Source organism: Hansschlegelia sp. KR7-227 (genome assembly GCF_049446035.1).
GTDB lineage: Bacteria > Pseudomonadota > Alphaproteobacteria > Rhizobiales > Methylopilaceae > Methylopila.
The window spans coordinates 3,175,002-3,201,144 of the sequence record NZ_JBMSEA010000001.1 but is presented as its reverse complement, the minus strand read 5'-3'; the positions used below and the strand labels follow the sequence as shown (position 1 = coordinate 3,201,144).

At 69.4% G+C, this 26,143-nt stretch carries 30 protein-coding genes; 8 read left to right on the top strand and 22 right to left on the bottom strand.

All coding sequences use genetic code 11. The features are described from left to right. The first annotated feature begins 29 nt into the window (after window positions 1-29). From rho to ACO2RJ_RS14990, 3 genes are all read left to right on the top strand, one after another. Entirely contained in the window at window positions 30-1,292 is a 1,263-nt protein-coding gene (rho, locus tag ACO2RJ_RS15000; RefSeq protein WP_423268800.1) for a transcription termination factor Rho, read from the top strand. Between the two features lie 135 nt (window positions 1,293-1,427). Beyond that, the gene (locus tag ACO2RJ_RS14995; protein WP_423268799.1) at window positions 1,428-2,213 is read left to right on the top strand and encodes a TPM domain-containing protein; all 786 of its coding nucleotides are present in this window, start codon (window positions 1,428-1,430) and stop codon (window positions 2,211-2,213) included. Then, window positions 2,207-2,863 carry a TPM domain-containing protein gene (locus tag ACO2RJ_RS14990; RefSeq protein WP_423268798.1) on the top strand — a complete coding sequence of 219 codons (657 nt, stop codon included), beginning with the start codon at window positions 2,207-2,209 and terminating at the stop codon, window positions 2,861-2,863. Before ACO2RJ_RS14995 ends, ACO2RJ_RS14990 begins: the two co-directional genes overlap by 7 nt. A gap of 25 nt (window positions 2,864-2,888) precedes the next feature. Here the strand turns inward: ACO2RJ_RS14990 and ACO2RJ_RS14985 are convergent, their stop codons facing one another. From ACO2RJ_RS14985 to ACO2RJ_RS14955, 7 genes are all read right to left on the bottom strand, one after another. Further along, window positions 2,889-3,674, bottom strand: coding sequence for an enoyl-CoA hydratase (locus ACO2RJ_RS14985; RefSeq protein WP_423268797.1), 786 nt, complete (start codon window positions 3,672-3,674; stop codon window positions 2,889-2,891). A gap of 90 nt (window positions 3,675-3,764) precedes the next feature. Further along, window positions 3,765-4,646, bottom strand: coding sequence for a bifunctional DNA-formamidopyrimidine glycosylase/DNA-(apurinic or apyrimidinic site) lyase (gene mutM, locus ACO2RJ_RS14980; RefSeq protein ID WP_423268796.1), 882 nt, complete (start codon window positions 4,644-4,646; stop codon window positions 3,765-3,767). A 59-nt stretch (window positions 4,647-4,705) separates the two neighbouring features. Further along, complete coding sequence (gene pheT, locus ACO2RJ_RS14975) at window positions 4,706-7,126, bottom strand: phenylalanine--tRNA ligase subunit beta (RefSeq protein WP_423268795.1); 2,421 nt, start codon at window positions 7,124-7,126, stop codon at window positions 4,706-4,708. A 175-nt stretch (window positions 7,127-7,301) separates the two neighbouring features. After that, window positions 7,302-8,393: a phenylalanine--tRNA ligase subunit alpha gene (gene pheS / locus ACO2RJ_RS14970; protein ID WP_423268794.1), complete on the bottom strand. Its 1,092-nt coding sequence runs from the start codon at window positions 8,391-8,393 to the stop codon at window positions 7,302-7,304. Between the two features lie 187 nt (window positions 8,394-8,580). Continuing rightward, on the bottom strand, window positions 8,581-8,940 hold the full coding sequence (gene rplT, locus ACO2RJ_RS14965) for a 50S ribosomal protein L20 (protein ID WP_423268793.1): 360 nt from the start codon (window positions 8,938-8,940) through the stop codon (window positions 8,581-8,583). A gap of 59 nt (window positions 8,941-8,999) precedes the next feature. After that, window positions 9,000-9,197, bottom strand: coding sequence for a 50S ribosomal protein L35 (gene rpmI / locus ACO2RJ_RS14960; protein WP_423268792.1), 198 nt, complete (start codon window positions 9,195-9,197; stop codon window positions 9,000-9,002). Between the two features lie 177 nt (window positions 9,198-9,374). Next, window positions 9,375-9,875, bottom strand: a complete 501-nt coding sequence (locus ACO2RJ_RS14955; protein ID WP_423268791.1) for a hypothetical protein — start codon at window positions 9,873-9,875, stop codon at window positions 9,375-9,377. 145 nt (window positions 9,876-10,020) lie between these two features. On the opposite strand from ACO2RJ_RS14955, the gene ACO2RJ_RS14950 reads away from it, so the two are divergent. Beyond that, window positions 10,021-10,191, top strand: coding sequence for a hypothetical protein (locus ACO2RJ_RS14950; protein ID WP_423268790.1), 171 nt, complete (start codon window positions 10,021-10,023; stop codon window positions 10,189-10,191). 4 nt (window positions 10,192-10,195) lie between these two features. Here the strand turns inward: ACO2RJ_RS14950 and ACO2RJ_RS14945 are convergent, their stop codons facing one another. The 7 genes from ACO2RJ_RS14945 to ACO2RJ_RS14915 form a co-directional block, all read right to left on the bottom strand. Then, complete coding sequence (locus ACO2RJ_RS14945; protein WP_423268789.1) at window positions 10,196-10,603, bottom strand: MAPEG family protein; 408 nt, start codon at window positions 10,601-10,603, stop codon at window positions 10,196-10,198. Window positions 10,604-10,630: 27 nt separating this feature from the next. Beyond that, the gene (dapE, locus tag ACO2RJ_RS14940) at window positions 10,631-11,767 is read right to left on the bottom strand and encodes a succinyl-diaminopimelate desuccinylase (RefSeq protein ID WP_423268994.1); all 1,137 of its coding nucleotides are present in this window, start codon (window positions 11,765-11,767) and stop codon (window positions 10,631-10,633) included. A gap of 58 nt (window positions 11,768-11,825) precedes the next feature. Then, on the bottom strand, window positions 11,826-12,668 hold the full coding sequence (gene dapD / locus ACO2RJ_RS14935; protein WP_423268788.1) for a 2,3,4,5-tetrahydropyridine-2,6-dicarboxylate N-succinyltransferase: 843 nt from the start codon (window positions 12,666-12,668) through the stop codon (window positions 11,826-11,828). A 112-nt stretch (window positions 12,669-12,780) separates the two neighbouring features. After that, window positions 12,781-13,410 (bottom strand): uracil phosphoribosyltransferase, encoded by a 630-nt coding sequence (gene upp / locus ACO2RJ_RS14930; RefSeq protein ID WP_423268787.1) that lies wholly within the window; start codon window positions 13,408-13,410, stop codon window positions 12,781-12,783. A gap of 23 nt (window positions 13,411-13,433) precedes the next feature. Further along, complete coding sequence (locus ACO2RJ_RS14925; RefSeq protein WP_423268786.1) at window positions 13,434-14,651, bottom strand: phosphopentomutase; 1,218 nt, start codon at window positions 14,649-14,651, stop codon at window positions 13,434-13,436. 46 nt (window positions 14,652-14,697) lie between these two features. Next, a complete protein-coding gene (deoA, locus tag ACO2RJ_RS14920; protein WP_423268785.1) occupies window positions 14,698-16,032 on the bottom strand; it encodes a thymidine phosphorylase in 1,335 nt (444 codons plus the stop codon). Beyond that, window positions 16,029-16,448 carry a cytidine deaminase gene (locus tag ACO2RJ_RS14915; protein WP_423268784.1) on the bottom strand — a complete coding sequence of 140 codons (420 nt, stop codon included), beginning with the start codon at window positions 16,446-16,448 and terminating at the stop codon, window positions 16,029-16,031. The genes deoA and ACO2RJ_RS14915 overlap by 4 nt, the downstream gene beginning before the upstream one ends. A gap of 206 nt (window positions 16,449-16,654) precedes the next feature. Between ACO2RJ_RS14915 and ACO2RJ_RS14910 the strand changes: the two genes are divergently transcribed. After that, entirely contained in the window at window positions 16,655-17,497 is an 843-nt protein-coding gene (locus ACO2RJ_RS14910) for a DUF1194 domain-containing protein (RefSeq protein WP_423268783.1), read from the top strand. 28 nt (window positions 17,498-17,525) lie between these two features. Here the strand turns inward: ACO2RJ_RS14910 and ACO2RJ_RS14905 are convergent, their stop codons facing one another. Genes ACO2RJ_RS14905 through sdhC form a run of 5 tightly spaced genes read right to left on the bottom strand, consistent with a single transcriptional unit; the run spans window position 17,526 to window position 21,279 of the window. Beyond that, window positions 17,526-18,308, bottom strand: a complete 783-nt coding sequence (locus tag ACO2RJ_RS14905; RefSeq protein WP_423268782.1) for a succinate dehydrogenase iron-sulfur subunit — start codon at window positions 18,306-18,308, stop codon at window positions 17,526-17,528. 36 nt (window positions 18,309-18,344) lie between these two features. After that, on the bottom strand, window positions 18,345-18,641 hold the full coding sequence (locus ACO2RJ_RS14900) for a CPCC family cysteine-rich protein (protein WP_423268781.1): 297 nt from the start codon (window positions 18,639-18,641) through the stop codon (window positions 18,345-18,347). Next, window positions 18,641-20,476, bottom strand: coding sequence for a succinate dehydrogenase flavoprotein subunit (sdhA, locus tag ACO2RJ_RS14895; RefSeq protein ID WP_423268780.1), 1,836 nt, complete (start codon window positions 20,474-20,476; stop codon window positions 18,641-18,643). Before sdhA ends, ACO2RJ_RS14900 begins: the two co-directional genes overlap by 1 nt. A gap of 4 nt (window positions 20,477-20,480) precedes the next feature. After that, a complete protein-coding gene (sdhD, locus tag ACO2RJ_RS14890) occupies window positions 20,481-20,855 on the bottom strand; it encodes a succinate dehydrogenase, hydrophobic membrane anchor protein (RefSeq protein ID WP_423268779.1) in 375 nt (124 codons plus the stop codon). A 13-nt stretch (window positions 20,856-20,868) separates the two neighbouring features. After that, window positions 20,869-21,279: a succinate dehydrogenase, cytochrome b556 subunit gene (gene sdhC / locus ACO2RJ_RS14885; RefSeq protein WP_423268778.1), complete on the bottom strand. Its 411-nt coding sequence runs from the start codon at window positions 21,277-21,279 to the stop codon at window positions 20,869-20,871. 276 nt (window positions 21,280-21,555) lie between these two features. Here sdhC and ACO2RJ_RS14880 point away from each other — a divergent pair, with 276 nt between their 5' ends. Next, a complete protein-coding gene (locus ACO2RJ_RS14880; protein ID WP_423268777.1) occupies window positions 21,556-22,278 on the top strand; it encodes a TetR/AcrR family transcriptional regulator in 723 nt (240 codons plus the stop codon). Between the two features lie 34 nt (window positions 22,279-22,312). Here the strand turns inward: ACO2RJ_RS14880 and ACO2RJ_RS14875 are convergent, their stop codons facing one another. Then, the gene (locus ACO2RJ_RS14875) at window positions 22,313-23,356 is read right to left on the bottom strand and encodes a MaoC family dehydratase (protein ID WP_423268776.1); all 1,044 of its coding nucleotides are present in this window, start codon (window positions 23,354-23,356) and stop codon (window positions 22,313-22,315) included. 199 nt (window positions 23,357-23,555) lie between these two features. Here ACO2RJ_RS14875 and ACO2RJ_RS14870 point away from each other — a divergent pair, with 199 nt between their 5' ends. Continuing rightward, window positions 23,556-24,314, top strand: a complete 759-nt coding sequence (locus ACO2RJ_RS14870; RefSeq protein WP_423268775.1) for a hypothetical protein — start codon at window positions 23,556-23,558, stop codon at window positions 24,312-24,314. On the opposite strand, the gene ACO2RJ_RS14865 is transcribed toward ACO2RJ_RS14870, so the two are convergent. Further along, window positions 24,295-24,501, bottom strand: a complete 207-nt coding sequence (locus ACO2RJ_RS14865; protein ID WP_423268774.1) for a DUF1737 domain-containing protein — start codon at window positions 24,499-24,501, stop codon at window positions 24,295-24,297. The genes ACO2RJ_RS14870 and ACO2RJ_RS14865 overlap by 20 nt on opposite strands. A gap of 20 nt (window positions 24,502-24,521) precedes the next feature. Then, window positions 24,522-25,553 (bottom strand): aspartate-semialdehyde dehydrogenase, encoded by a 1,032-nt coding sequence (locus ACO2RJ_RS14860; RefSeq protein ID WP_423268773.1) that lies wholly within the window; start codon window positions 25,551-25,553, stop codon window positions 24,522-24,524. 178 nt (window positions 25,554-25,731) lie between these two features. On the opposite strand from ACO2RJ_RS14860, the gene ACO2RJ_RS14855 reads away from it, so the two are divergent. Then, the gene (locus tag ACO2RJ_RS14855; RefSeq protein ID WP_423268772.1) at window positions 25,732-26,013 is read left to right on the top strand and encodes a hypothetical protein; all 282 of its coding nucleotides are present in this window, start codon (window positions 25,732-25,734) and stop codon (window positions 26,011-26,013) included. Window positions 26,014-26,143 lie beyond the last annotated feature (130 nt).

The window sequence follows — 26,143 nt, the reverse complement described above, 5'->3', positions numbered from 1 at the left end:
GGCGGAACTCATCCTCCAAAAGGCCATCGATGCCCGAAATCAGGCTCTTCGATCTCAAGGCGAAAACGCCGACCGAACTTCTCGCGCAAGCCGAGGAGCTCGAGGTCGAAAACGCAAGCACGCTGCGCAAGCAGGAATTGCTGTTCGCCATCCTCAAGCAGCTCGCCGCCCGCGAAACCGACATCATCGGCGTCGGCGTGGTCGAGGTTCTCCAGGACGGCTTCGGCTTCCTGCGCTCGCCGGACGCGAATTATCTCCCCGGTCCCGACGACATCTACATCTCTCCCTCCCAGATCCGCCGCTTCTCGCTTCGCACCGGCGACACGGTCGAGGGACAGATCCGCGGCCCGAAGGAAGCCGAGCGCTACTTCGCGCTGCTCAAGGTCAACACGATCAATTTCGAGGACCCCGAGAAGGCGCGTCACAAGGTCCATTTCGACAATCTGACGCCGCTCTATCCGGACGAGCGCTTCAAGATGGAGATGGACCATCCCGTCAAGGACATGTCGGCGCGGGTGATCGACATCGTCGCCCCGCTCGGCAAGGGCCAGCGCGCGCTGATCGTGGCGCCGCCCCGCACCGGCAAGACGGTGCTCATCCAGAACATCGCGACCTCGATCGCCGCGAACCACCCCGAATGCTTCCTCATCGTGCTGCTGATCGACGAGCGGCCGGAAGAGGTCACCGACATGCAGCGCTCGGTGAAGGGCGAGGTGATCTCCTCGACCTTCGACGAGCCGGCGCAGCGCCACGTCCAGGTCGCCGAAATGGTGATCGAGAAGGCGAAACGACTCGTCGAGCATGGCCGCGACGTCGTGATCCTGCTCGATTCGATCACCCGCCTCGGCCGCGCCTACAACACGGTGGTGCCGTCCTCCGGCAAGGTGCTGACCGGCGGCGTCGACGCCAATGCGCTGCAGCGCCCGAAGCGCTTCTTCGGCGCCGCGCGCAACATCGAGGAGGGCGGCTCGCTCACGATCATCGCCTCGGCGCTGATCGACACGGGATCGCGCATGGACGAGGTGATCTTCGAGGAGTTCAAGGGCACCGGCAACTCCGAGATCATTCTCGACCGCAAGGTCTCCGACAAGCGCACCTTCCCGGGCATGGACATCACCCGTTCCGGCACCCGCAAGGAAGAGCTCATCGTCGCACCCGATCAGCTCAAGAAGATGTATGTGTTGCGCCGCATCCTGAACCCGATGGGCACGGTCGACGCCATTGAGTTCCTGCTCGACAAGTTGCGCTCCACCAAGTCGAACGCCGAATTCTTCGAATCGATGAACACCTGACCTTCTCCAGACCGTGCGCTGGGTGAGGGATCGGTCCGGCTTGACCGGACCATCCACGCCGAAGCCATAGGGCGGCGCGCCTTGTCATGCTCCGACGCTTGCCCCGCGCGGGCGTCTTGTGCTGGGAATGCGGCCATGTCGATCAGGCGGCTCATCACGGCGCTGGCGGCGGCGATCGCGGTGCTGGGCGTCGTCGCGTCGGCCCATCCCGCGCTTGCGCAGACGCTGACCTTTCCGGCGTTCACGAACTACGTCGTCGACGAGGCGAACGTCCTCCCCGCCGACGCCGAGGCGGCGCTGATCGCCAAGCTCAAGGCGTTTCAGGAGCGGTCTGGCCATCAGTTCGCGGTCGCCACCGTGCGGTCGTTGCAGGGAACCTCGGTCGAGGATTACGGCAACCGCCTGTTCCGCGACTGGAAGCTCGGCGACGCCCAGCGCAACGACGGCGCGCTGCTGCTGGTCGCGCCCAACGAGCGCAAGGTGCGCATCGAGGTCGGCTACGGCCTCGAAGGCGATCTCACGGACGCCGTCTCCCGCCTGATCATCGAGAATGCCATCCTGCCCCGCTTCAAGGCCGGCGACATTCCGGGCGGCGTCGCGCGCGGCGCCGACGACGTGATGGCGGTGTTTTCCGGCCAGGCCGAGGACTACAAGGCCCGCGCCGCGGCGGTCGACGCGCCGGCGGCGGCGGGAGAGCAGATGATGGTCCTCGTCTTCTATGTGCTCGTCTTCGGCTTCGTCGCCTACATGCTCTGGCGCGCCTCGCGCGGAGGCGGGATGACGCCCGGCCGCCGGCGTGGATCGCCCTGGATCGTCGGCGGGCCGATGTCGGGCGGGGGGTCATGGGGCGGCGGAGGCGGCGGCTTCGGGGGAGGGGGCGGCGGCTCCTCGGGCGGCGGCGGAGCGTCCGGCGGATGGTGACGTTTTCCCAGGCGCCCGCGACGGAGCCGCGCGGCCCAGCGCTCTCGGCCGCCGACCGCGCCGCGATCACGAACGCCGTCAAGGCGGCGGAAGCCGGCACCTGCGCGGAAATCGTCGTGGTGATAGCGACCGACCCCTGCGAGGAGGGCGACGCCACCGTCGCGCTCGTCGCGGCGGGCTTTGCCGCGATCGGCTGTGCCGGCCCGCTCTGGCTCTTGGGCTTGAGCCTGCACGCGATCGTCGTCGGGCAGGCCGTGGCGTTCGGCGCTCTGGCTGCGCTCGGCTCTTCGTCGCGCGTGCGCCGCGCCCTGCGGATCGATCGCCTGCCGTCGGTCGCCGCGCACGAGGCTGCGGAGCGCGCCTTCGACGAACTCGACCTCGGCCGCACCAAGGCGCGAACAGGCGTCTTGATCCACGTCGCGGTGGCGGACCGGCATGTCGAGGTGATCGCGGACGAAGGCGTTCACGCAGCGCTCGCCCCCGAGACGTGGAGCGAGTGCGTCGCGGACGTGGTCAGGGCCGCGAAGGCCGGGCGCCTGGCCGATGGGGTCGTCGAGGCGGTGCGCCGCTGCGGCGCGGCGCTCGCCGAAGCGCTTCCGCCGCAGCCCGGCCTCGGCGACGAACTGCCGGACGAGCCGGTGACGCGCTAGCGCCGGCGCATGGCGGCGTCGCGCGTCAGCGGTTCCGGAAGGACGGCTTCCGCTTCTCCACGAAGGCCGCCATGCCCTCCTTCTGATCTTCCGTCGCGAAGGTCGACTGGAAGGCGCGGCGTTCGAAGCGCACGCCCTCGCTCAGGCCGAGCTCGGCGGCGACGTCGACCGCCTCCTTCGCCGCAAGGACGGCGACCCGCGGGAAGCTCGCGATTTTGGCGGCCGCTTCAAGCGCCTCGTCGAGCAGGCGCTCGAACGGCACGATGCGCGCAACGAGTCCGGAGCGCTCGGCCTCGGCGGCGTCCATCATGCGGCCGGTCAGGATCAGGTCCATGGCCTTCGCCTTCCCCACCGCGCGTGTCAGGCGCTGGGTGCCGCCGAAGCCCGGGATGATGCCGAGGGTGATCTCCGGCTGGCCGAACGTCGCGGACTCTGACGCGATGATCAGGTCGCACATCATGGCGAGTTCGCAGCCGCCGCCGAGAGCATAGCCCGAAACCGCAGCGATCCTCGGCTTGCGGCAGGCGACGACGCGCGCCCAGGCGCCGCCGAGATCGGCGAGATAGACGTCGGCGAAGCTCTTGTCAGCCATCTCGCGGATGTCGGCGCCGGCCGCGAACGCCTTCTCGCCGCCTGTGAGCACCACCGCGCCGACGGCCTCGTCCGCCTCGAACGCCTCGAGCGCCGCGCCGAGCTCCCGGATGAGCTGAGCGTTGAGCGCGTTGAGCGCCTTCGGGCGGTTGAGCGTGACGAGGCCGACGGCCCCCCGGGTCTCGACAATGATGGTTTCGTAAGCGGCGTCGTGGGTCATCGGGCCTCGTGGCGGCGGCTGGAAGAGAAGCGTCGTCCTTGGTCCAGAAAAGGCGTCCACCCGCATGAACGCAACAGGGCGACCCATCCGTCAGCTCTGGCATTCCGCACAGAAGAAGGTGGAGCGCCCCGTCTGGACGATCCGCCTCACGATCCCTCGGCAGCCGGGCGTGGGACAAGGCTCGTCCTCGCGATCGTAGACCCGAAAGGAATGCTGGAAGTAACCGAGCGCGCCGTCGGCGTGGGCGAAGTCGCGCAGGGTGGAGCCGCCGGCGGCGATCGCGTCCTCGAGGGTCGTCCGGATCGCCGGAGCGAGCGCCTCCGCCCGCTTCGTCGGACCCCCGTCCTCCCGGGCGAGCGTGCCGGCGAGCCGCGTCGGCGAAAGCTTCGCGCGATGCAGCGCTTCGCAGACATAGATGTTGCCGAGGCCGGCGATCAGCCGCTGGTCGAGCAGCGCCGCCTTCAGGCTCGTCTTCTTCCCGGCGAACAATTTCGCCAGCAGGGTAGCGTCGAGGCGGTTCCCGAGCGGCTCGACGCCGACATGGCGAAACAGCGGGTGCGCCTCGAAACCGGAGCGCGGGATCAACGCCATGAAGCCGAAGCGGCGCGGGTCGTTGTAGGTGACGGTGGCGCCGCCTGACAGCCGGAACTCGACATGGTCGTGGACCGCGGCCTTGGAGCGCGGATGGTGGAAGGCGCCGGGCGCGGCTTCCGTCTCCGGCAGCAGAATGCGGAACGAGCCGGACATGCCGAGATGCATGACCAGAGCCTCGCCGTCGTCGAGGTCGGCGACGAGGTATTTCGCGCGCCGACCGAGGGAGACGATCGTGCGCCCCGTCAGCCGCTCGGCGAAGCGGGTGGGGAACGGGAAGCGCAGGTCCGGCCGGCGCGCGTCGACCGCTTCGATCCGGCGACCCTCCATGACGGGGGCGAGCCCGCGGCGGACGGTCTCGACTTCGGGCAGCTCAGGCATCGCTCGTCCAGCTCTGGCGGCTTTCGCGACCGCCGCTCATCGAAGGCGCTGCGCGGGCGTCAGCCCCGAAGCGTGGCTCCGGTGGCCTTCTCGACCTGCGCCACGATCCGGGCCGAGACCTCCTCGATCTCGACGTCGGTCATCGTCTTGTCGCGCGGCTGAAGAGTGACGGCGAGCGCGAGCGAGAGCTTGCCGTCCGGCACGCCCGGCCCCTCGTAACGGTCGAACAGGTCGACGCGCGTGACGAGCTTGCGGTCGGCGGCCTGCGCCGCGCGCATCAGATCGGCGGCCGGCACCGTCTTGTCGACGACGAAGGCGAAGTCGCGCGTCAGCGGCTGGAGCGCGGATCCCTCGAAGGGCGGCTTCGCGCGCGTCGCCTTGGCCTTGGGCTGGGGCAGGACGTCGAGCGTCAGCTCGAAACCGACCATCGGGCCCGAGGCGCCGAGCTTCTGAAGAATCCGCGGATGCAGCTCGCCGAACGCGCCGAGCACGAGCTTCGGCCCAAGCTGGAGCAGGCCCGAGCGTCCGGGGTGCAGCCAGTCCGGCGCGGAGCCCTGCGCGATCTGCACGGAGGCCTGCGACAGGCCGAGAGCGGCGAGGACGGAGAGCGCGTCACCCTTGGCGTCGAAGGCGTCGACGGAAAGCGTGGGCTCGCCCCAATGGCGGCCGGCGCCGCGCGCCTTCGCCGTTCCGCGGCGGACGCCTGCCGCCGACATGCGCTGGTCCTGCGGGCGGTCGCCCAGGAAGGTTTGTCCGACCTCGAACAGCGCCACGTCGCCCAAGCCCCGGTCGGCGTTGCGCTGGGCGGCCGCGATCAGGCCGGGAAGCAGGCTCGGGCGCATGTCGGAGAGATCGGCGGCGATCGGATTGGCGAGCGCGAGCTCGGGGGCGCCGCCTCCGAAGGCCTCCGCAGACGCCTTGGAGACGAAGGACCACGTCACGGCCTCGACCAGGCCGCGTGCGGCGAGCGTGCGGCGCGCCGTGCGGGCGCGGCGCTGGACAGGGCTCAGCTCCACCGCGCCGACGCCGCTCCGCGGCGGCAGGGGCGTCGCCTTGACCTGGTCGAGCCCGATGATGCGCACGACCTCCTCGACGAGGTCGGCCTTGCCTTCGATGTCGGGCCGCCAGCTGGGGACGGCGACCTTCAGCGTCTCGCCATGTCCGGTGACCCAGAAGCCCAGCATCTTAAGCGGAATCTTCACCTCCGCCGCCGCGACCTCGAGTCCTGCGAGCCGCCGCACTTCGGAGACCGGAAAGTCGATGATCAGGTCGCGCTCGGGGACATCGCCCGCGGTCGTGATCTCCGACGCCTCGCCGCCGCAGATGTCGAGGATCAGCCGGGTCGCGAAGTCGAGGCCGGGCAGCGCGTAGGCCGGGTCGACGCCGCGCTCGAAGCGGTGGCGCGCGTCTGAATTGAGGTTGAGCGCGCGGCCGGTGCGGGCGATCGCGAGCGGATCCCAGAGCGCGCTCTCGACCAGCACGTCGGTGGTGGAGGCGTCGCAGCCGGTGGCGGCGCCGCCCATGATTCCGGCGAGCGACTCCACGCCGGAATCGTCGGCTATCACGCACATGCTGTCGTCGAGCGCGTAGGTCTTGCCGTCCAGCGCGACGAGGGCCTCGCCCGGCCGCCCGCGCCGGACGACAAGATCGCCCATCACCTTGGCGGCGTCGAACACATGGAGCGGCCGGCCGCGGTCGAAGGTCAGATAATTGGTGACGTCGACCAGGGCGTTGATCGGCTTTTGGCCGATCGCCTTGAGCTTGCGCTGCAGCCACTCCGGGGAAGGACCGTTCCGCACCCCTCGCACCAGGCGCAGCGCGAAGAACGGCGACAGCGGAGCCGTGTCGCCGAAGTCGAAGCGCACGGCGACCGGGCAGGGGAAGGCGCCGCGGATCGCCGGCGCCGGCGGGTCGACGAGCTCTCCGATCTCCGCCGCCGCAAGATCGCGCGCGACGCCGTGGACGCCGAGGCAGTCCGGCCGGTTCGGCGTCACCGCGATCTCGATGACGGGGTCGTCGAGGCCGATCGTCGGCGCGAAGGGCTTGCCGACGGGCGCGTCGGCCGGCAGTTCGAGGATGCCGTCATGCTCCTCGCTCAGGCCGAGCTCGCGCGCCGAACACAGCATCCCGGCAGACGGGACGCCGCGGATCTCGGAAGCGCCGAGCTTCACGCCGGACGTCGGGATGACGGTTCCGGGCGCCGCGAACACGACCTTCAGGCCGGCGCGCGCGTTCGGCGCGCCGCAGACGACCTGAAGGGGCTCCGACTTGCCGACGTCGACCTTGCAGACCTGCAGCTTGTCGGCGTTGGGGTGCCGGTTCGCCTCCAGGATATGGGCCACCACGAAGGCCGACAGGTCGCCCGCCTTATCCTCGACATGCTCGACCTCGAGCCCGACGCGCGTCAGCGTCTCGGTGACCGCGACGAGGTCGGCGTCGCCGGCGAGGTGCTCTTTCAGCCAGGAGAGGGAGAACTTCATCGGGAACCTGCGGGCCGCTTCGAATAGTGGTTGGGAGCGACCGCCTGCGTGCTTCGAGACGGGCCTTCGGCCCTCCTCAGCATGAGGATGGGGAGGAAGCCGGAACGCAAACGCGCCTCATGCTGAGGAGCGGACCGCAGGCCCGCGTCTCGAAACACGCAGCACGTCGCTACGGTCACGACGACAATCCCCCGGCGAGGCTAGGCACGTCGAGCGGCTTGAAGCCGTAATGGGCGAGCCAGCGCGCGTCGGCGGAGAACAGGTCGCGCAGGTCCGGCATGCCGTATTTCAGCATGGCGATGCGGTCGATCCCCATGCCCCAGGCGAAGCCCTGATAGACGTCCGGATCGATGCCGCAGTTCCTGAGCACGTTGGGATGCACCATCCCGCAGCCGAGGATCTCGAGCCAGTCGTCGCCTTCGCCGATCCGGACCTCGTTCGGCAGCCTGCGGCACCGGACGTCGACCTCCATCGACGGTTCGGTGAAGGGGAAGAAGGACGGCCGGAAGCGCAGCTCGACGCTCGGCACCTCGAAGAAGGTCTTGAGGAACTCCTCCAGCACCCATTTGAGATGGCCGAGATGCGCGCTCTCGTCGATCACCAGCCCCTCGACCTGGTGGAACATCGGCGTGTGCGTCTGGTCCATGTCGAACCGGTAGGTGCGGCCCGGGCAGATCACGCGGATCGGCGGTTTCTGAGCGCGCATCGTGCGCACCTGCACCGGGCTCGTGTGCGTGCGCAGCAGCAGGCGCTCGCCGTCGACCTTGGTCGGCAGGAAGAAGGTGTCGTGCATCTCCCGCGCGGGGTGGCCGACGGGGAAGTTCAGCGCCGTGAAGTTGAGCTCGTCGGTCTCGATGTCCGGGCCCTCGGCGACGGAAAAGCCCATCGCTGAGAAGATTGCGATCAGCTCGTCCGTCGCCTGGCTGACCGGATGGATGCGGCCGGTCTCGAGGCCGGTCTCGCGCACGGGCAGCGAGACGTCGAGCCGTTCGGCCGCGAGCCGCGCTTCAAGGGCGGCGTCGGCGAGCGCGGCCTTCCGGGAGGCGATCGCCGCGGCGACGGAGTCGCGCAGCGCGTTCAGGGCCGGCCCAAAGGTCTTGCGCTGCTCGGGGTCCATGCCGCCGAGCGTCTTCATCTTCTCGGAGACCGAGCCCTTCTTGCCCAGCGCCGCGACGCGCACGGCTTCGAGCGCCGCCTCGTCGGAGGCGGCGGAGACGGCCGACAGGACGTCGGTTTCGAGGGTCGTGAGGTCGGAGAGGTCGGTCATCGTCGGGGCGACGCTTCCGCTTCGGGGAGGCGTCGCGCTCACGCCCCATCCTGCCCGCGGCGTCGTGGTCCGGGTTGACCGGACCACCCATATCGGGACTGGAGCTCTACGCCGAAGATGGATCCTCCGGTCGAGCCGGAGGATGACGAGCTTTACGCTGAAGGGGCCGAGGCCGGCGCCTGAGAGGTCACGCCGGCAGCGCGGCCTTCGCCTTCTCGGCGAGCACCGCGAACGCAGCGGGTTCGGCGATCGCGAGTTCTGACATCATGCGGCGGTCGACCTCGATCCCGGCGAGCGCGAGCCCGTTGATGAAGCGGGAATAGGTCAGGCCGTGCTCGCGGACCGCGGCGTTGATGCGCTGGATCCAGAGCGCGCGGAAGGTGCGCTTCTTGTTCTTGCGGTCGCGGTAGGCGTACTGCATCGAACGATCGACGGCCGCCTTGGCGGCGCGGATCGTGTTCTTGCGCCGGCCATAGAAGCCCTTGGCGGCGTCGAGCGTCTTCTTATGCTTGGCGTGGGACGTGACGCCCCGTTTTACGCGAGCCATGATGTCATCTCTCAGAAATCGAAAAAGCGTGGTCGGAAAAATCAGCGCGAAAGCGGGCGTCAGCCGTAGGGCAGGAACGTCCGGACGATCCGCGTGTCCGCAGGCGTCAGGATCGTGGTGCCCCGCTGGTTGCGGATCTGCTTGTTGGTGCGCTTGATCATCCCGTGGCGCTTGCCGGCCTGAGCGGAGATGACCTTGCCGGTCGCGGTGAAGCGGAAGCGCTTCTTCGCCGCCGACTTGGACTTGATCTTGGGCATTTCGCTCTCCGAAATAGAGCAAGGCCTCAAGCGGTCGGCCGTTCGACCCGGGAAGGTCGATCCGGACAGCCCCAAGGCCTTGAGCAGGTTTGGCGCGCCACGGCAGCCCATTCTTGGCCGGGCGCGCGGGAAGGTGCGGCTTATACGCGGCGACCGCTCCGTTTGCAACGGGCAGCTCTATTTCGGCGCATCCTTCGGCGACCGCGTGATCGCGACGGCGACCGTGCGCGACGGCGAGCCCGAGAATTGGAGCGTCGCGGGCCCGCCGACGAGGTCGAAGCGCATGCTCTTGCGCGCGCCGTCGCAGTCGGGCGCGCCGGAATGGGCCATGGGTTCGAGCAAAACCCCGTCTTGGACGACCTCGAGCCACACCCGGTCGCTCACGGTGATCTGGTAGACGCCGGCGAGCGCCTCGAAGCGCAGCACGCCGCCCGGCGCGCCCGGGGCGGGAGGCTTCGACGGCGGAATGACGTAGCCGGCCGCGCCGGCGTCGACCATCAGAACCCGGACGCCTGTCGGAGCCGTGACGTCGATGACGGCGCCGCTGTCCACCCGTGCGGCCGCCGCGAGCAACGCGGCGTCCGTTTCGATCGGCCAGGCGAAGCTTTCGCAGCCGCCTTCGGCCGCAGGCGACGGTCCCGCGAAGAGACAGAGCGTGAGGGCGAGAATGGCGCGCATGTTCCTCCTGGAACGTCTGGCGGGATCTCGGTCGACGGGTTTCGCGGCCCAGCGGGCGCCGCTTTTTTAGGCGTGCCTAGCGCTCGACGCGCCATCCTCCGCTCATACCTCAACCCCGTGGCGAAGCAACGCAGAGGAGGTTGCCATGGCCGAAGTGCAGGAGGATCGCGCCTGGACGGTGGAGAACGTCCGGGAGCTTCAGGAACTCATCCGCGCGAAGGTGCCGGCGAGCGTCATCGCGATGCGGTTGCGCCGATCGCAGACCGACGTCCACGACAAGGCGTCCGAGCTCGGGATGGCGCTCGTCGCCGAGTAAGACGTCAGGCCGGCGGCGGCGGCGCGTCGCCGCCGCCCCACAGCGACGCGAGGAAGATCGCGATCGTCACGAAGAAGCCGAGCGCCCACACGCCCGAGCGGACGGTCGGCCGGTCAGCCACATAGGCCCAGACATAGGCCAGCCGAGCGACGACGAAGACGATCGCGAGCCGGTCGACCCATTCCTGCGGCGCCCCTTGCGTCCAAGCGACGAGCACCGCCGCGGCGAAGAAGGGAAACACCTCGAAGGCGTTGCTCGCGGCCGCCTTGGCGCGCTTGCGCCAGCCTTCGAGCGACGTCTCCCATTCGCGCGGCTTGGAATTGTCGAAATCCTTGGCGCCCCATTTCGCGAGCCCGGTGGTCGCGATCGGCAGGATTCCGGCGAGGAGGACGCACCACATCGCGATGGGCATGCAGGACCTTGCGTTGGGATCGAACGGTCAGCCGACGGCTTTCGCGAGCACGCGCTCGTAGATCCGGGTGAGGGCTTCGAGGTCGGCGAGCGGCGTGCGCTCGTCGATCTGATGCATGGTACGTCCCACAAGCCCGAACTCGACCACCGGGCAATAGGATTTGATGAAGCGCGCGTCGGAGGTGCCGCCCGACGTCGTGAGCGCCGGGCGCCGTCCCGTCTCGGCCTCGACCGCATCCGCCACGAGCGCGCTGAGCGGACCGGGGGGCGTCAGGAAAGCGTCGCCCGTGTGCGGCTCGAAGGCGAGCGCGTAGCCGTCCGGGCCGAGGGCCCGATCGAGCCGCCCCGCGATCAGCGTCATGAGGCTCTCTGCGTCGTGCCGATCGTTGTAGCGCACGTTGAAGCGCAGCGTGGCTTCGCCGGGTATGACGTTGAACGCGCCGGCGCCGCTTTCGACGCCGACGACTTCGAGGTTCGACGGCTGGAAATGCTCCGTCCCGTCGTCGAGAGGCTCGTCCATCAGCGCGGACAGGGCCTGGGTGAGCTTGCGCACGGGATTGTCGGCGCGGTGGGGGTAGGCCACGTGGCCCTGGACCCCGGGGATCGTGACCACGCCCGACAGGCTGCCGCGGCGGCCGACCTTGATCTCGTCGCCCAGGGCGTCGGGGTTCGTGGGTTCGCCGAGCAGGCAACCCGAAAACGCCTCGCCACGGGCGGCCGCCCACGCGAGCAGCTTGGGCGTTCCGTTGACGGCGGGCCCTTCCTCGTCGCCGGTGATCAGGAAGGCGACCGGCGCGGCGTCCGGCCGCCGCGCGACGGCCGCGACCATGCAGGCGACGGCGCCCTTCATGTCGACCGCCCCGCGGCCGTAGAGCTGGTCGCCCACGACCGCGCCGGAGAACGGCGCGTGCGTCCAGCGGGCGGGGTCGCCGGTCGGCACGACATCGGTGTGGCCGGCGAACACGAAGGCCGGTCCCTGGCCGCGGCGGGCGTACAGATTTTCGACGTCCGGCGTGCCTTCCGCCGAAAAGACGGGGCGCTCCACGGAAAAGCCCAGCGGCTCCAGCAGAGATTCGAGCAGCGCCAGCGCGCCGCCCTCCGCCGGAGTGACGCTCTCGCAGGCGATCAGCGCCTGCGCGACGGCGATGGGGTCCCGGGCGTCGATGCTCATGGCCGCCTCCATCCCCTCACCGTCACCCTCGCCTTCGCGGGCACGACGCGCTTTACGCCCGCAGCAGTTCGTTAATGCCGGTCTTGGAGCGGGTCTTCTCGTCGACGCGCTTCACGATGACCGCGCAGGCGAGCGAGGGGCCAGGCGTTCCGTCCTTGAGCGGCTTGCCGGGCAGCGCGCCCGGCACGACGACCGAATATTCCGGGACCTCGCCATAGAACGTCTCGCCGGTCGCCCGGTCGACGATCTTGGTCGACGCGCCGAGGAACACGCCCATCGACAGCACGGAGCCCTTGCGGACGATCACGCCCTCGGCGACCTCGGAACGGGCGCCGATGAAGCAATTGTCCTCGATGATCACGGGCCCGGCCTGCAGCGGCTCCAGCACGCCGCCGATGCCGACGCCGCCGGAGATGTGGCAGTCCTTGCCGATCTGGGCGCAGGAGCCGATCGTCACCCAGGTGTCGACCATGGTCCCTGAGTCGACATAGGCGCCGACATTCACGAAGGACGGCATCAGCACCACGCCCGGCGCCACGAAGGCGGAGCGCCGCACGATCGAGCCCGGCACGGCGCGGAAGCCGGCGTTGCGGAATTCGACCTCGGTCCAGGCGTCGAATTTCGACGGCACCTTGTCCCACCAGCCGGCCTCGCCGGGACCGCCGGGAATGCGCGCCATGTCGTTCAGGCGGAACGACAGCAGCACCGCCTTCTTCACCCATTGGTGAACCGTCCAGGAGCCGTTCTCCGGCGTCGCGACGCGCAGCGTTCCCGCGTCGAGCGCGGCGAGCGTGTCCTCGACGGCCTCGCGCGCCGGGCCGTTCGTCGACGGCGAGATCTCGGCGCGGCGCTCCCAGGCGTCGTCGACGACGGCGGCGAGATCGGCGTGGGTCATCGGGGCAGGCTCCGGTAGAACGACAGGCGCGGACGTTTGGAGCGCTGAGCGGGGCTATGTCAATCGCAGCGACGAGCGTCGGGTCGGCGAAGGGGGCTGGCGACGCATCCCCTCACTTCGTCCCGTAGAGCCGATCGCCGGCGTCGCCCAGCCCGGGCACGATGTAGCCGACCTCGTTCAGCCTCTCGTCGATCGCCGCCGTGATGATGGGCACCTCGGGATGGGCCTCGTGGAATCGCGCGACGCCCTCGGGCGCAGCGAGCAGGCAGAGGTAGCGCAGCTCCTTCGCGCCGGCGGCTTTCAGTTCCGCGACGGCGTCGACCGCGGAGTTGCCGGTGGCGAGCATCGGATCGACCACGATGACGAGCCGCTCCCCGAGATCCGACGGCGCCTTGAAGAAGTAGCGCACGGGCTGCAGCGTCTCGTGGTCCCGGTAGAGCCCGACATGGGCCACGCGGGCGGACGGCACGAGGTCGAGCATGCCGTCGACCAGGCCGTTGCCCGCTCTCAGGATCGACGCGAAGACCAGTTTCTTGCCCGAGAGCATCGGCGCCTTCATCGTCGTCATCGGCGTCTCGATGTCGACCAGCTCGACCGGCAGGTCGCGCGTGACCTCATAGGCGAGCAGGAAGGCGATCTCCTTCAGAAGCCGCCGGAAATTGGCGGTCGAGCGCTCCTTTTCGCGCATCAGGGTCAGCTTGTGCTGCACCAAGGGGTGGTCGACGACGGTGACCCGGGCCATCGGCCGGCGCTCCTTGTTGACGGTCACAGGAAGGGTTCGCCGTACGGCCCCGGACCAAGCCCAAGATGGGCGCCGAGCGTGGCGCCGACGTCGGCGAAGGTCCGTCGCAGGCCGATCGAGCGCGTGGCGACGCTGGGCCCGAAGGCCAGCACCGGCACGCGCTCGCGGGTGTGGTCTGCGCCGCGGAACGTGGGGTCGCAGCCGTGGTCGGCGGTGACGACGCAGAGATCGCCGGGCGCCAGCGCCGCCTCGATCTCGGGAAGTCGGGCGTCGAAGGCCTCGAGCGCGGCGGCGTAGCCCGCCACGTCGCGGCGGTGGCCGAATTCGGTGTCGAAGTCGATCAGGTTCGCGACGACGAGGCCGCCCTCGGGAAGGTCCGCCAAGGCGCCGAGCGCTGCGTCCAGCAGCGCGTCGTTGCCGACCGCCTTCACGATCCGCCCCGTGCCGTCATGGGCGAAGATGTCGCCGATCTTGCCGACCGAGACGACGGCGCGTCCCGCGTCCGAGGCCCGCCGAAGCAGCGTCGGCTCAGGCGGCGGCGTGGCGTAGTCCCGCCGGTTGGCGGTGCGCCGGAAGGAGCCGGCGTCCGCGCCGACGAAGGGTCTGGCGATGACGCGGCCGATTCCATACGGGTCCACCAACTCCCGGGCGGTCTCGCACAGCGCATAAAGCCGCTGGAGCCCGAAGGCCTCCTCATGGGCGGCGATCTGAAACACCGAGTCGGCGGAGGTGTAGCAGATCGGCTTTCCCGTCCGGACATGCTCTTCGCCGAGTTCGGCGATGATCGCCGTTCCGGAGGCGTGGCGGTCACCGAGGATGCCCGGCAACGCCCCACGCTCGATCAGCGCGTCGGTCAGCGCCTTGGGGAAGGCCGGTTCGGTTCTCGGAAAATAGCCCCAGTCGAAGGGCACGGGCACGCCCGCGAGCTCCCAATGGCCGGAGGGCGTGTCCTTGCCGGACGAGATCTCCTCCGCCGCGCCATAGGCTCCGCGGCGGGCCTCGCCCTCGAGGCCCGTCGGCGTGCGGCCGGCGGCGATCCGGCACGCCTCGCCCAGCCCGAGGGCGACGAGGTTAGGCACGGCGAGCCGGCCCCGCCGCAGCCCCGAGCGGTCGGCCTCGCCGCGGGCGGCGGCCTCGGCGATATGGCCCACGGTGTCGCCGCCCTCGTCGCCGAAGGCCGCCGCGTCCGCCGCGCCGCCGACGCCGACGGAATCGAGGATGAGAAGCAGCGCGCGGTTCACGGTCGCCGCCGCCGCGGCGGCAGGGAAAGGCGGGAGATCGGCCCGTTCATGCGATGCGCTCCTGGATCAGGGGCGGTCGCCGGACCGGCTCGCCCGAAGCCGCGAGCCGGTAAGCGGCGCGGACCGCCGCCGCCGCCCGCTCGGCGTCGGCTTCGTCGCGGGCGTGGACGGTCGCGAGCGGGCGCGCCGCGCCGACCTCCTCGCCGACGCCGGCCAATTCGGCGAGTCCCACCGCGTGATCGATCGCGTCATCGGCGCCGGTTCGTCCGCCGCCCAGCGCCACGACGGCGAGGCCGAGCGCGCGGGCGTCGACGCCGGAGACGACGCCGTCGCGCTCCGGCGTCACCGCGCGGACGATGGGCGCCGCGGCCAGATGCGTCGCCGGCCGCTCGACGATGTCGCCCGGCCCGCCCAGCGCCGCGACCATGAGGGCGAAGCGCTCCGCCGCGGCGCCGGAGGCGAAGGCCGCTTCGAGCGCCGAGCGGGCACTGGCCGCGTCGGGCGCGAGCCCGCCAAGGAGCAGCATCTCCGCCCCCAGCGCGAGCGTGACTTCCATCAGGCGCGCGTCGCTGCGCCGCCCCGCCAGGATCTCGATCGCATGCCGCGTCTCCAGCGCGTTGCCGGCGACGCAAGCGAGCGGCTCGTCCATGTCGGTCAGCAGCGCGACCGCCGGCAGCCCCGCGCCGGCCGCGACCTCGACCAGCGAGCGGGCGAGCGCCTCGGCGCGCTTCGTCGTCGCCATGAAGGCGCCGGAGCCGGTCTTCACGTCGAGCACGAGCGAGGAGAGCCCGGCGGCGAGCTTCTTCGACAGGATGGAAGCCGTGATCAGCGGGATCGATTCCACCGTCGCCGTGACGTCGCGGATCGCATAGAGCCTCCGGTCGGCCGGGGCGATCTCCGCCGTCTGCCCGACGATCGCGCAGCCGGCGGAGCGCACCGTCCGGACGAAGACGTCGAGGTTCGGCCCGGTGACGTAGCCGGGAATGGCGTCGAGCTTGTCGAGCGTGCCTCCGGTGTGGCCGAGGCCGCGGCCCGCGATCATCGGCACGACGCCGCCGCAGGCCGCGACGGCCGGGGCGACCAGCAGGCTCACGGCGTCGCCGATCCCGCCGGTGGAGTGCTTGTCGAGCACGGGACCGTCCACGTCCGGCCAGTCGAGCCGGACGCCGGACGCCGTCATCGCCGCGGTGAGCGCGACCGTCTCGTCGCGGTCGAGGCCGTTGAGAAAGGCGGCCATCGCGAAGGCGCCGACCTGCGCGTCGCTCAGCGCGCCGGACGCGACGCCTGCTACCAGCGCGCCGATTTCCCGCGGCGCAAGCCGGGCGCCGTCCCGCTTCACGCGGATCAGCTCCTGCGGCAGGGGCGCGGGTTCAGCGCTCACGTGGCGCCGCCCGCGAGATTCCCGGGCCCGAAGCTCGCCGGCAGCAGTTCGTCGAGGGTGAAGCGTCGGCGGACGCCCTCAGCCCCTGCGACCAGCACCACCGCGTCGCCGGCCGCGAATTCGCGGATTCGCTGGCGGCAGGCGCCGCAGGGGGTGCAGAGCCCCTCGCCCGGGCCGACGACGAGAATGGCTGCGATCCGCCGGCCTCCGGCGGCCGCCATCGCCGCGATCGCGCCCGCTTCCGCGCAGGTTCCCGAGGGATAGGCGGCGTTCTCGACGTTGCAGCCGGCGTGAAGCCCTCCCTCGACCGTGAACAAGGCGGCGCCGACCGCAAAGCCCGAATAAGGCGCATACGCGCTCGCTTGCGCGGCGCGCGCGGCCTCAAACAGGGCGGCGAGGCTGGTCTCGTCGATCATGCCGCTCCTTCGGGATGGCCAGGGATCGTGGCGCGGGACGGTCGCGCGGCGCAACGCGACCATAGCGCGTCGCGGCGCGTTGGGCAGTCCGGCGGAGCACTGCGGAGGCGGGTGGCCGCCCGCGTCGGCTCATGGCATCCTATTTGCGAAACGTCGTGCGGAATCAGGTTGCGCGGGAAGCCGCGGGCCTCGACGCGGAGGCGCGCATGGCTTTGTGGTCCGCCCCCTGCGCGCTAGCGGGCGCTGCGCTGCTGGCGGTCGGGCTCGCCGCGCCTCGGGCCCGCGCGGCGGACGGCGCGCAGGTCGATCTGGAGCTCGTGCTCGCGGTCGACATCTCCTACTCCATGGACGCCGAGGAGCAGCAGATCCAGCGCGACGGCTACGTCGCGGCGCTGACGTCGAAGCCGGTGCTGGACGCGATCGCGCACGGGCTGATCGGCCGCATCGCCGTCGCCTATGTCGAATGGGCCGGCGAGGACGAGCAGCGTTCTGTGGCGCCATGGACCCTGATCGACGGTCCGGCCTCGGCGTCCGCCTTCGCCGCGCGTCTCGCCGCGGCGCCCCTCCGGCGCGCCTACCGCACGTCGATCTCCGCCGCTCTGGCCTATTCCGCGGACATGTTCGACGGCAACGGCTTCGACGGCATGCGCCGGGTGATCGACATGTCCGGCGACGGCCCCAACAATCAGGGCCCGCCGGTCGAGAGCGCGCGCGACGCCGTGCTGGCGCGCGGCGTGGTGATCAACGGCCTGCCGCTGCTGCTGAAGCGCCCCAGCTTCTCGATGATGGATGTGGGCGAGCTCGACGTCTATTACCGCGACTGCGTAATCGGCGGCCCCGGCGCCTTCATGGCGCCCGTGCGGGCGATCGACCAGTTCGCGGAAGCGGTGCGAACGAAGCTCGTCATGGAGATCGCCGGGCTCGAGCCTCCCGCGCCAGACATCGGCCTGGGCGAGCGCCCCCCGTCGCGGCCGGCGGCGATGACGGCGGCGGAACCGACCTCCTGCACCGTGGGCGAAGACATCTGGCGCGAGCGCTTCGGCAACTGAACGCGGCCGGCCGGGCCGACGCCGCGCTCTAGAACCGCCGGGCCACCATCATCGCCTTGATCTCGGCGATCGCCTTGGCCGGATTGAGGCCCTTCGGGCAGGCCTTGGCGCAGTTCATGATCGTGTGGCAGCGGTAGAGCTTGAACGGGTCCTCGAGCTCGTCGAGGCGATGGCCGGTCTGCTCGTCGCGGCTGTCGATCAGCCAGCGATAGGCCTGCAGCAGGGCGGCCGGGCCGAGATAGCGGTCGCCGTTCCACCAGTAGCTCGGGCACGAGGTCGAGCAGCAGGCGCACAGGATGCACTCATAGAGCCCATCCAGCTTCTCACGGTCGTCGCGGCTCTGCTTCCACTCGTCGCCGGGCGCGCGGGTGTCGGTCTTGAGCCAGGGCTCGACCGAGGCGTGCTGGGCGTAGAACTGGGTGAGGTCGGGGACGAGGTCCTTGACCACCGGCATGTGGGGCAGCGGATAGATCTTCACCGTCCCGCCGGAAGCGCACTCGTCCATGCCCTTGGTGCAGGCGAGCGTGTTGGTGCCGTCGATGTTCATCGCGCAGGAGCCGCAGATGCCCTCGCGGCAGGAGCGGCGGAAGGTCAGCGTCGAGTCGACTTTGGATTTGATCCAGATCAGCCCGTCGAGCACCATCGGCCCGCAATCGTCCCGGTCGACGTAGAAGGTGTCCATCCGCGGATTGATCCCGTCATCCGGGTTCCAGCGATAGACCTTGAACTCGGTGACGTTTTTCGCCTGCGGCTTCGGCCAGGCCTTGCCGTCGACGAGCCGCGAGTTCTTGGGAAGGGTGAGCTGAACCATCTTGCCTTATACCGAAATTCTAAAAGCACCCGTGTTTCACGGAGCTTCGCGCGACACGTTGTGCAACGTCCATGCGGGATCCGACGCTCCGCAGGTTTTGAGGTTCTCTCTTGCCTGAAGCAGCGAGTAACGGTTAGCGCCCCCGCGTAAATCCGGATGGGCCTCTTGAACCGGATCGTCTTCCCAGCCGCAGCGGTCGCAGATCTCGTAGCTGCCGGCGTCTTCGAAGCCAAGCTCGCCGCAGCAAGGGCAGGGATACATACCATCGACAGGCGTGCGTGCGCTTTCAACAGACGCGGCAGCTTCGAAATATGATCTGCCGTCAGCAATCATCAATACACCCGAGCCTTGGGCTCGATGTACTGTATGTCGTTGGTCATCGTGTAGGTGTGCACCGGGCGGTAGTCGATCGTGACCGTCTGCTTGTCCGTGTCAGCCCATGACAGCGTGTGCTTCATCCACTGCTTGTCGTCGCGGTCCGGGAAATCCTCGCGGGCGTGGGCGCCGCGGCTTTCCTGGCGGTTGACCGCGCTCTCCATGGTGACGACGGCCTGGGAGATCAGGTTGTCGAACTCCAGCGTCTCGATCAGGTCGGAGTTCCAGACCAGCGAGCGGTCGGTGATGCGCACGTCGCCGGAGCCGGACCAGACCTCGTGGATCAGGCCCTTGCCCTCTTCGAGCACCTCGCCGGTTCGGAACACGGCGCAATTCGATTGCATGACCTTCTGCATCTGCAGCCGGAGCTCCGCGGTCGGCGTGCCCCCGGAGGCGTGGCGCAGACGGTCGAGGCGGGAGATCGCGGGGTCCGCCGCGCCCTTCGGCAGTTCGGCATGCTCCGCGTTGCGCTCGAGCGTCGCGGCGCAGCGGTCCGCCGTCGCGCGGCCGAAGACCACGAGGTCGATCAGCGAGTTCGAACCGAGTCGGTTCGCGCCGTGGACCGAGACGCAGGCGGCCTCGCCGATCGCCATCAGCCCGCGCACCACGGAGTCCGGGTCGCCGTCGATCTTGGTCAGCACCTCGCCGTGAAAATTCGTGGGGATGCCGCCCATGTTGTAATGCACGGTCGGGATGACCGGTATCGGCTCCTTGGTCAGGTCGACGCCGGCGAAGATGCGCGCGCTTTCGGAGATGCCCGGCAGCCGCTCGTGCAGGATCTTCGGGTCGAGATGGTCGAGATGCAGGTGGATGTGGTCGCCGTTCTTGCCGACGCCGCGGCCCTCGCGGATCTCGACCGTCATGGAGCGCGAGACCACGTCGCGTGAGGCGAGGTCCTTCGCTGACGGCGCGTAACGCTCCATGAAGCGCTCGCCCTCGGAATTGGTGAGGTAGCCGCCCTCGCCGCGGGCGCCCTCGGTGATCAGGCAGCCCGCGCCGTAGATGCCGGTCGGGTGGAACTGCACGAACTCCATGTCCTGCAGCGGCAGCCCGGCGCGCAGCACCATGGCGTTGCCGTCGCCGGTGCAGGTGTGGGCGGAGGTCGCGGAGAAATACGCCCGTCCGTAGCCGCCGGTCGCGAGGATGGTGCGCTTCGCCTTGAATCGGTGCAGCGTGCCGTCGTCCATCTTCAGCGCCACGACGCCGACGCACTCGCCCTCCTCGTTCATCATCAGATCGATGGCGAAATATTCGATGAAGAACTGCGCCTTGGCCTTCAGCGCCGCCCCGTAGAGCGTGTGCAGGATGGCGTGTCCGGTGCGGTCGGCGGCCGCGCAGGTGCGTTGGGCGGTGCCCTTGCCGTAATGGGTCGTCATGCCGCCGAAGGGGCGCTGGTAGATCTTGCCCTCCTCGGTCCGGGAGAAGGGCACGCCCCAATGTTCGAGCTCGTAGACCGCGGCCGGCGCGTTGCGCACGAGGTACTCGATCGAGTCCTGGTCCCCGAGCCAGTCGGAGCCCTTGACCGTGTCGTACATGTGAAAGCGCCAGTCGTCCTCGCCCATGTTGCCGAGCGCGGCCGAGATGCCGCCCTGCGCCGCGACCGTGTGGGAGCGGGTCGGAAACACCTTCGTGATGCAGGCGGTGTTCAGGCCGGCTTCCGAGCAGCCGACGGTCGCGCGCAGGCCTGCGCCGCCTGCGCCGACGACCACGACGTCGAAGACATGATCAGTGAAGGGATAGGCCCGACCGTTCACGGCAGGGCCCGCGCCGTTCGGCTTTGCGGCCGTCGCCATGCGATCAGACTCCGAAACTGATTTTCAGGAGGGCGAAGGCGGCGGCGAGGCCGACCACGATCGCGAAGAAGGTGTTCGCCATCAGCGCGAGGATCTTCAGGAGCTCGTCATGGACGTAGTCCTCGATGATCACCTGCATGCCGATCCGCATATGGACCGTCGCCGACAGCGTGAACAGCAGCATCAGAATCGCGACCCAGGGGCTGCCGAGCGTCGCCATCGCGCCGGCGTGGCTCGACCCCGCCAACATGATGACCACGCTGACGAAGACGAGCGTGAGGAGCAGGTTCGAGACAGCCGTGAGACGCTGGATCCAGAAATGCTCGGTGCCGGATTTCGCCGCGCCGAGGCCGCGCACGCGTCCGAGAGGCGTCCGCATTCGCTTGTCTCCTTCAGCCGGCGGAGCCGCCGAGCACGTAACCGACGATCCACAGGAGCACGGTCAGGACAATCGCGCCGACCAGGCTGATCCGGTATCCGAGTTCGCGCTCCTCCGGCTCGAAACCGTGCCCCGTGTCCCAGACAAGATGGCGTACGCCGCCGAGCGCATGATGGATGAGGGCCCAGGTGTAACCGAACAGGACGATCTGGCCGGGCCAGGAGCCGTATATGTCCTGCGCGGTCGCGAAAGCCGACGGGCCGGACGCGGCCGCCACCAACCAGACCACCAGCAGGAGCGTGCCGACGTAGAGCGCGGCGCCGGTGATCCGATGCACGATCGACATCATCATCGACAGCATCGGCCGGTAGATCTGAATGTGCGGCGACAGGGGCCGCGCCGCTTCAGCCTTCGTGGAGTCCATCGTTCCTTGGACCTCTTCGAAGTTCGCCGCCTGCAACTAGCGGATGGTGCGCCGCAGCGCAACGGCGCGGCGCGCAGAGCGGCCGCCCTCTTTGGTCTTAACTGAAGATTGGCGGAAGACGAAACGAAACATCGTCAATAGCTGATTTGCGTGAAATATGCGACATACGGTCGCTACGTGTTTTCCCGCTCTGTGGCTGACTCGCCGAACGAGGCATTCTTAAGAAGCGTCGCCCGGCCGTCTATGAGGCGGCGCCCGGGCGAGGCGACGACAGCCATGGTGGCGACCTTGATCGAAAGCGACATCGTCATCCGACGGCGCGCTCCTCGTCTCGCCGGAGATGCGCGTCGCGCTCAGATCGTCGACGCAGCCTGCCTGTTCTTCGCCGACAACGGATTCAGCGGCCCGACCCGCGACCTCGCCGCGTCGATCGGGGTGACCCAGGCGCTGCTCTATCGGTATTTCGACAGCAAGACCGATCTCATCGACGCCGTGTTCGCGCAGGTGTTCCGCCACCACTGGAGCGAAGGCGCGCTGGCGCGCTTCGAGGCGGGCGCCGGAGCCCCGATGGTCGACAGGCTTGCGGAATCCTACGAGGCCATGCTGCCGCGCATGACCTGCACCTCCGTCCGGCTGTTCTTCCGCGCGGGCCTCGATTCCTACGCCCAGCCGATCTTCCAGAGCGCCGTGAAGGGCTGGCCGTTGTGGAGCGCCATGCTTGACGCGTGGCGCGCGGAGGAGGGCGTCGAGCCGCTCACGTCGAAGCCGATGATGGAGGGCGAACGCGCCTTCATGCTCTCGCTCCACAACGCGATGGTGATGATCCGCGTGCGCGAGCACATCTACCGGGCGGCGCGCACGCTCACCGACGCCGACGAGGTCCGCCAGATCGCCGAGACCTTCGACGCCGGCGCCCGCGTCGTGATGCGTCGCCTGCATTCCGGCGAGGCGAGCGAGCGGCGGACCGCCGTCGCGCGCGAGGCCCAGGAAGCGGCTTAAGGCGCGGAGCGTCTCGCCGGAGGCCGGAAAGCGTTCAGCGCGGAATGAGCAGCCAGAGATCGAGGTCCAGCACGACGGCGGGATGATCCTTGCCGTCTTCGCCCAGACGCGGGAAGGCGGCGCCTGCGCAGTCCTTCAGGCCTGTCAGGCGGACGCGCATCGCCCCGACGTCGTCACGCCCGGGAAGCGGCTGCTTGTCGAGGATTTCCGACCAGGCGTAGAGCGTGTCGCCGGCGAAGATCGGCGCGACGTGCCGGCCGCCGTTGATTCCGGCGATGTGGAAGGCGTTCTCGAGGCCGTTGAAGCTGAGCCCGCGCGCCAGGCTGATGACGTGGCCGCCATAGACCAGCCGCCGGCCGATCTTGCTCGACTTCTGGCCGTAGCCGTCGAAATGGACCCGCGCGGTGTTCTGCCAGAGACGGGTCGCGAGCTGGTGCTCGGCCTCCTCCACCGTCATGCCGTCGACATGGTCGATCTTCTCGCCGACATGATAGTCGTCGAAGCGGCGGTCGCTGCCGGACTCCGCATTGTCCCAGGCCGCGAGGTCGAGGCGCGGACAGGCGTCGCCGAGCTCCGACGGGTCGACCGCCTTGGGCAGATCCGGAACCACCGTGTCCTGGATCGACCGTCCGCCCTGGACGCGCACCAGCACCCAGCGGACATAGTCGAGCACGGGCGCGCCGTCGGCGCGCACGCCGCGGGTCCGCACCCACACGACGCCCGCGTCGCCCTTGGAGGTCGGCCGCACGCCGATGACCTCCGAGCTCGAGACCAGCGTGTCCCCGGGGTAGACGGGGCGAAGGAAGCGGCCTGCGGCGTAGCCGAGATTGGCGAAGGCGTTGAGCGAGACGTCCGGCACCGACTTGCCGAACACGACGTGGAACGCGATCAGGTCGTCGACGGGGCTGCGGGGATAGCCGATGGCTTGCGCGAAGGCGTCGGAGGATTGGACGACGAAGCGGTTGCCATAAAGCGCTTGGTTCAGCGCGACGTCGCCGACCGTCACCGTGCGCGGCGTCGCGTGGCGGATCACGTCACCGACGATGAAGTCCTCGAAAAACCGTCCCGCTCCGGCCATGCGTCCGCTCCGCTCTGTGTGCGGTGCGGTATGTGCCACGTCTCCCCGCGTGCGGCGACATCGACGTTCGTCTTTTGCGGGCCTTTCCGGACCGTCAACACAACAGGGAGATTCGAGCACGTCCGCTTCACCCGGCCTTCAAGCGAGCCGTGCGACGTTCGCCCTGACGGAGGGCCGTGGGCCCGTGCCGAGGACGTGCATGAGGACGACGACGATGGCGCCCGGGGAAGCAGCGGAACGTACCGAGCCACGGCGCGAGCCGGTCCTGGAGGGCGCCCGCAAGGCCCTCGCTCATGAGCGCGCCGGTCGGTACCGGGACGCCTGGAGCGCCTGGGAAAACCTCAGGGCCGCTCACCCCGCGCGCTCGGACTGGAACGCGCCGCTTGCCGCGAGCTACCTGCGCTTCGCCTTCGGCTGGACCGCCGACGGCTCGGAAGGCTCCCTGCAGGAGGCGGAGGAGGCGCTGGTGCGCGGCGTCGCCATCCTGACGCTCGACGTCGCCGCGTATCCGGACGACGTCGCCCGACTGATGCTGATCGCGCGAGCCTGCGAGCAGCGCTGCATCCTGCGCGCCTTCGGCGCCAACTGGACGAAGGCGGCGCGGGAGGCGCTCGAATCCGGCGATGCCCCCTGCGTGACCGGAAACGCCCGGCAGGTGTCGGCGGCCGGAGCCGCGGCCGCCGCGGCCTACGATCTCGTCGCGATCGCCGCCCCGTCGCTCGCGACGCTCGCCGCCGAACTCGCGCAGAGCTGCCTCAGGCTCGCCACCACGCTTGAAGCCGTAGGCGCCGACGAACAGGCGAGCGAGCTCCTGACGCGCGCCGAAGCGGTCTTGCGCGGCCCTCAGCCTCGCGAGCGCCGGGCGATGCTTGTCACGATCGAAGGCGGCGCCGGCGAGGCGGACCGGACCCCGCCGCGGCGCCCCGAGCTGAGGCTCGTCACCACTCGGACAGCGTGACGTCCTCGGACCAGTCGACGCCGACGACCTCCTTCACGATCGCCTGCCCGCAGATCACGGTCTTCTTCTCGGGATCGTAGGTCAGCGTCGGAGAGCCGCTGAGTTGCCAGCCCTTGTTGAGCGCCGACGACACCCGCTTGCAGAAGGCGGAGTCGTCGGGCCCGGTGAGATAGCGGTAGAGCTTCATCCGAATGGGCCCCGGGCCGCTCACGCCGCCTGTTTCAGGAAGCCGCGGTTGACGAGGCTTTCGGCGATCTGCACCGCGTTCAGCGCCGCGCCCTTGCGCAGATTGTCGGAGACGATCCACATCGCGAGCCCGCTGTCGACCGTCGGATCCTCGCGGATCCGGCTGACGAAGGTCGCGAAGTCGCCAACGCATTCGACCGGCGTGACGTAGCCGCCGGGCTCCCGCTTGTCGACGACCAGGATTCCCGGCGCCTCGCGCAGGATGTCGCGCGCCTCGTCGGCCGAGAGCGGGCGCTCGAACTCGATGTTCACCGCCTCGGAATGGCCGACGAACACCGGCACGCGCACGCAGGTCGCGGTCAGCTTGATCTTCGGGTCGAGGATCTTCTTCGTCTCCGCGACCATCTTCCATTCCTCCTTCGTAAAGCCGTCCTCCATGAAGACGTCGATCTGAGGAATGACGTTGAAGGCGATCTGCTTCGGGAACTTGCCGCCCTCGAACTCGGCCGACTGGTTCACATAGATGCCCTTGGTCTGCTGCCAGAGCTCGTCCATCGCGTCCTTGCCGGCGCCGGAGACCGATTGGTAGGTCGAAACCACGACGCGCGTGATCTTGGCGGCGTCGTGCAACGGCTTCAGCGCGACGACGAGCTGGGCGGTCGAGCAGTTCGGGTTCGCGATGATGCCCTTCTTCGTGTAGCCGGCGACCGCGTCGGCGTTCACTTCCGGCACCACCAGCGGCACGTCCGGGTCCATCCTCCAGACGGAGGAGTTGTCGATCACGATCGCGCCCTTGGCCGCGATCTTCGGCGACCATTCCTTGGACACGGCGCCGCCGGCCGACATCAGGCAGATGTCGGTCTTCGAGAAGTCGAACTGCTCGAGATCCTTGCACTTCAGAGTTCGGTCGCCGAACGACACCTCGGTCCCCATGCTCTTGCGCGAGGCGAGCGGGACGAGCTCGTCGACCGGGAACTCCCGCTCGTCGAGGATGCTCAGCATTTCGCGGCCCACATTGCCCGTGGCGCCGACGACGGCGATCCGATAGCCCATTTCAAGCTCCATCGCCGACGGCGGAGGCCGCCGGCTTCGCAGAATGTCGCGACGTCGCCGCCGCGGCGTTCACATGACCCGAAACCACGCGAATTTCAACGCGCGCCTCCGCATCTCTGAAACCTTTCGCGCCTGCGCCACGTTTCCAAATGTGACATTCAGGCGCCGGAGGCACGTCATGGCATTCTCGTTGACCCGCAGTCTCGTTCTGGCCGTGACGGTGGCGGCGACGCCGTTTCTCGCCCTTCCCGCGGCCGCGCAATCGGAACGGGCCGGCGTGTCGGTGACGATCCGCAAGGCGCCGAGCTATCTGAACACGCGCACGACGCCCAGCCCCGGCTCCGCGACGCGCGCGGCGAGGGAGACCTCGGCGCTGACGCAGTCGAGCTTTCCAGTGAGAAACTCGAACACGTTCTCGCGGTGGCCGCTTCCGACGACCTTCGACACGCCGGGCTACTGAGGCGCGCGCTCGCCCCGTTCGCGCATCTCGCGCCGCCCCATCGGCAGCGTGTCGACCAACGCCGTCAGCTGGTGGGCGACGACGGGGCGTACGCGGCGGAACAGGCTCGACTCCTGCGACCAAAGGCGGA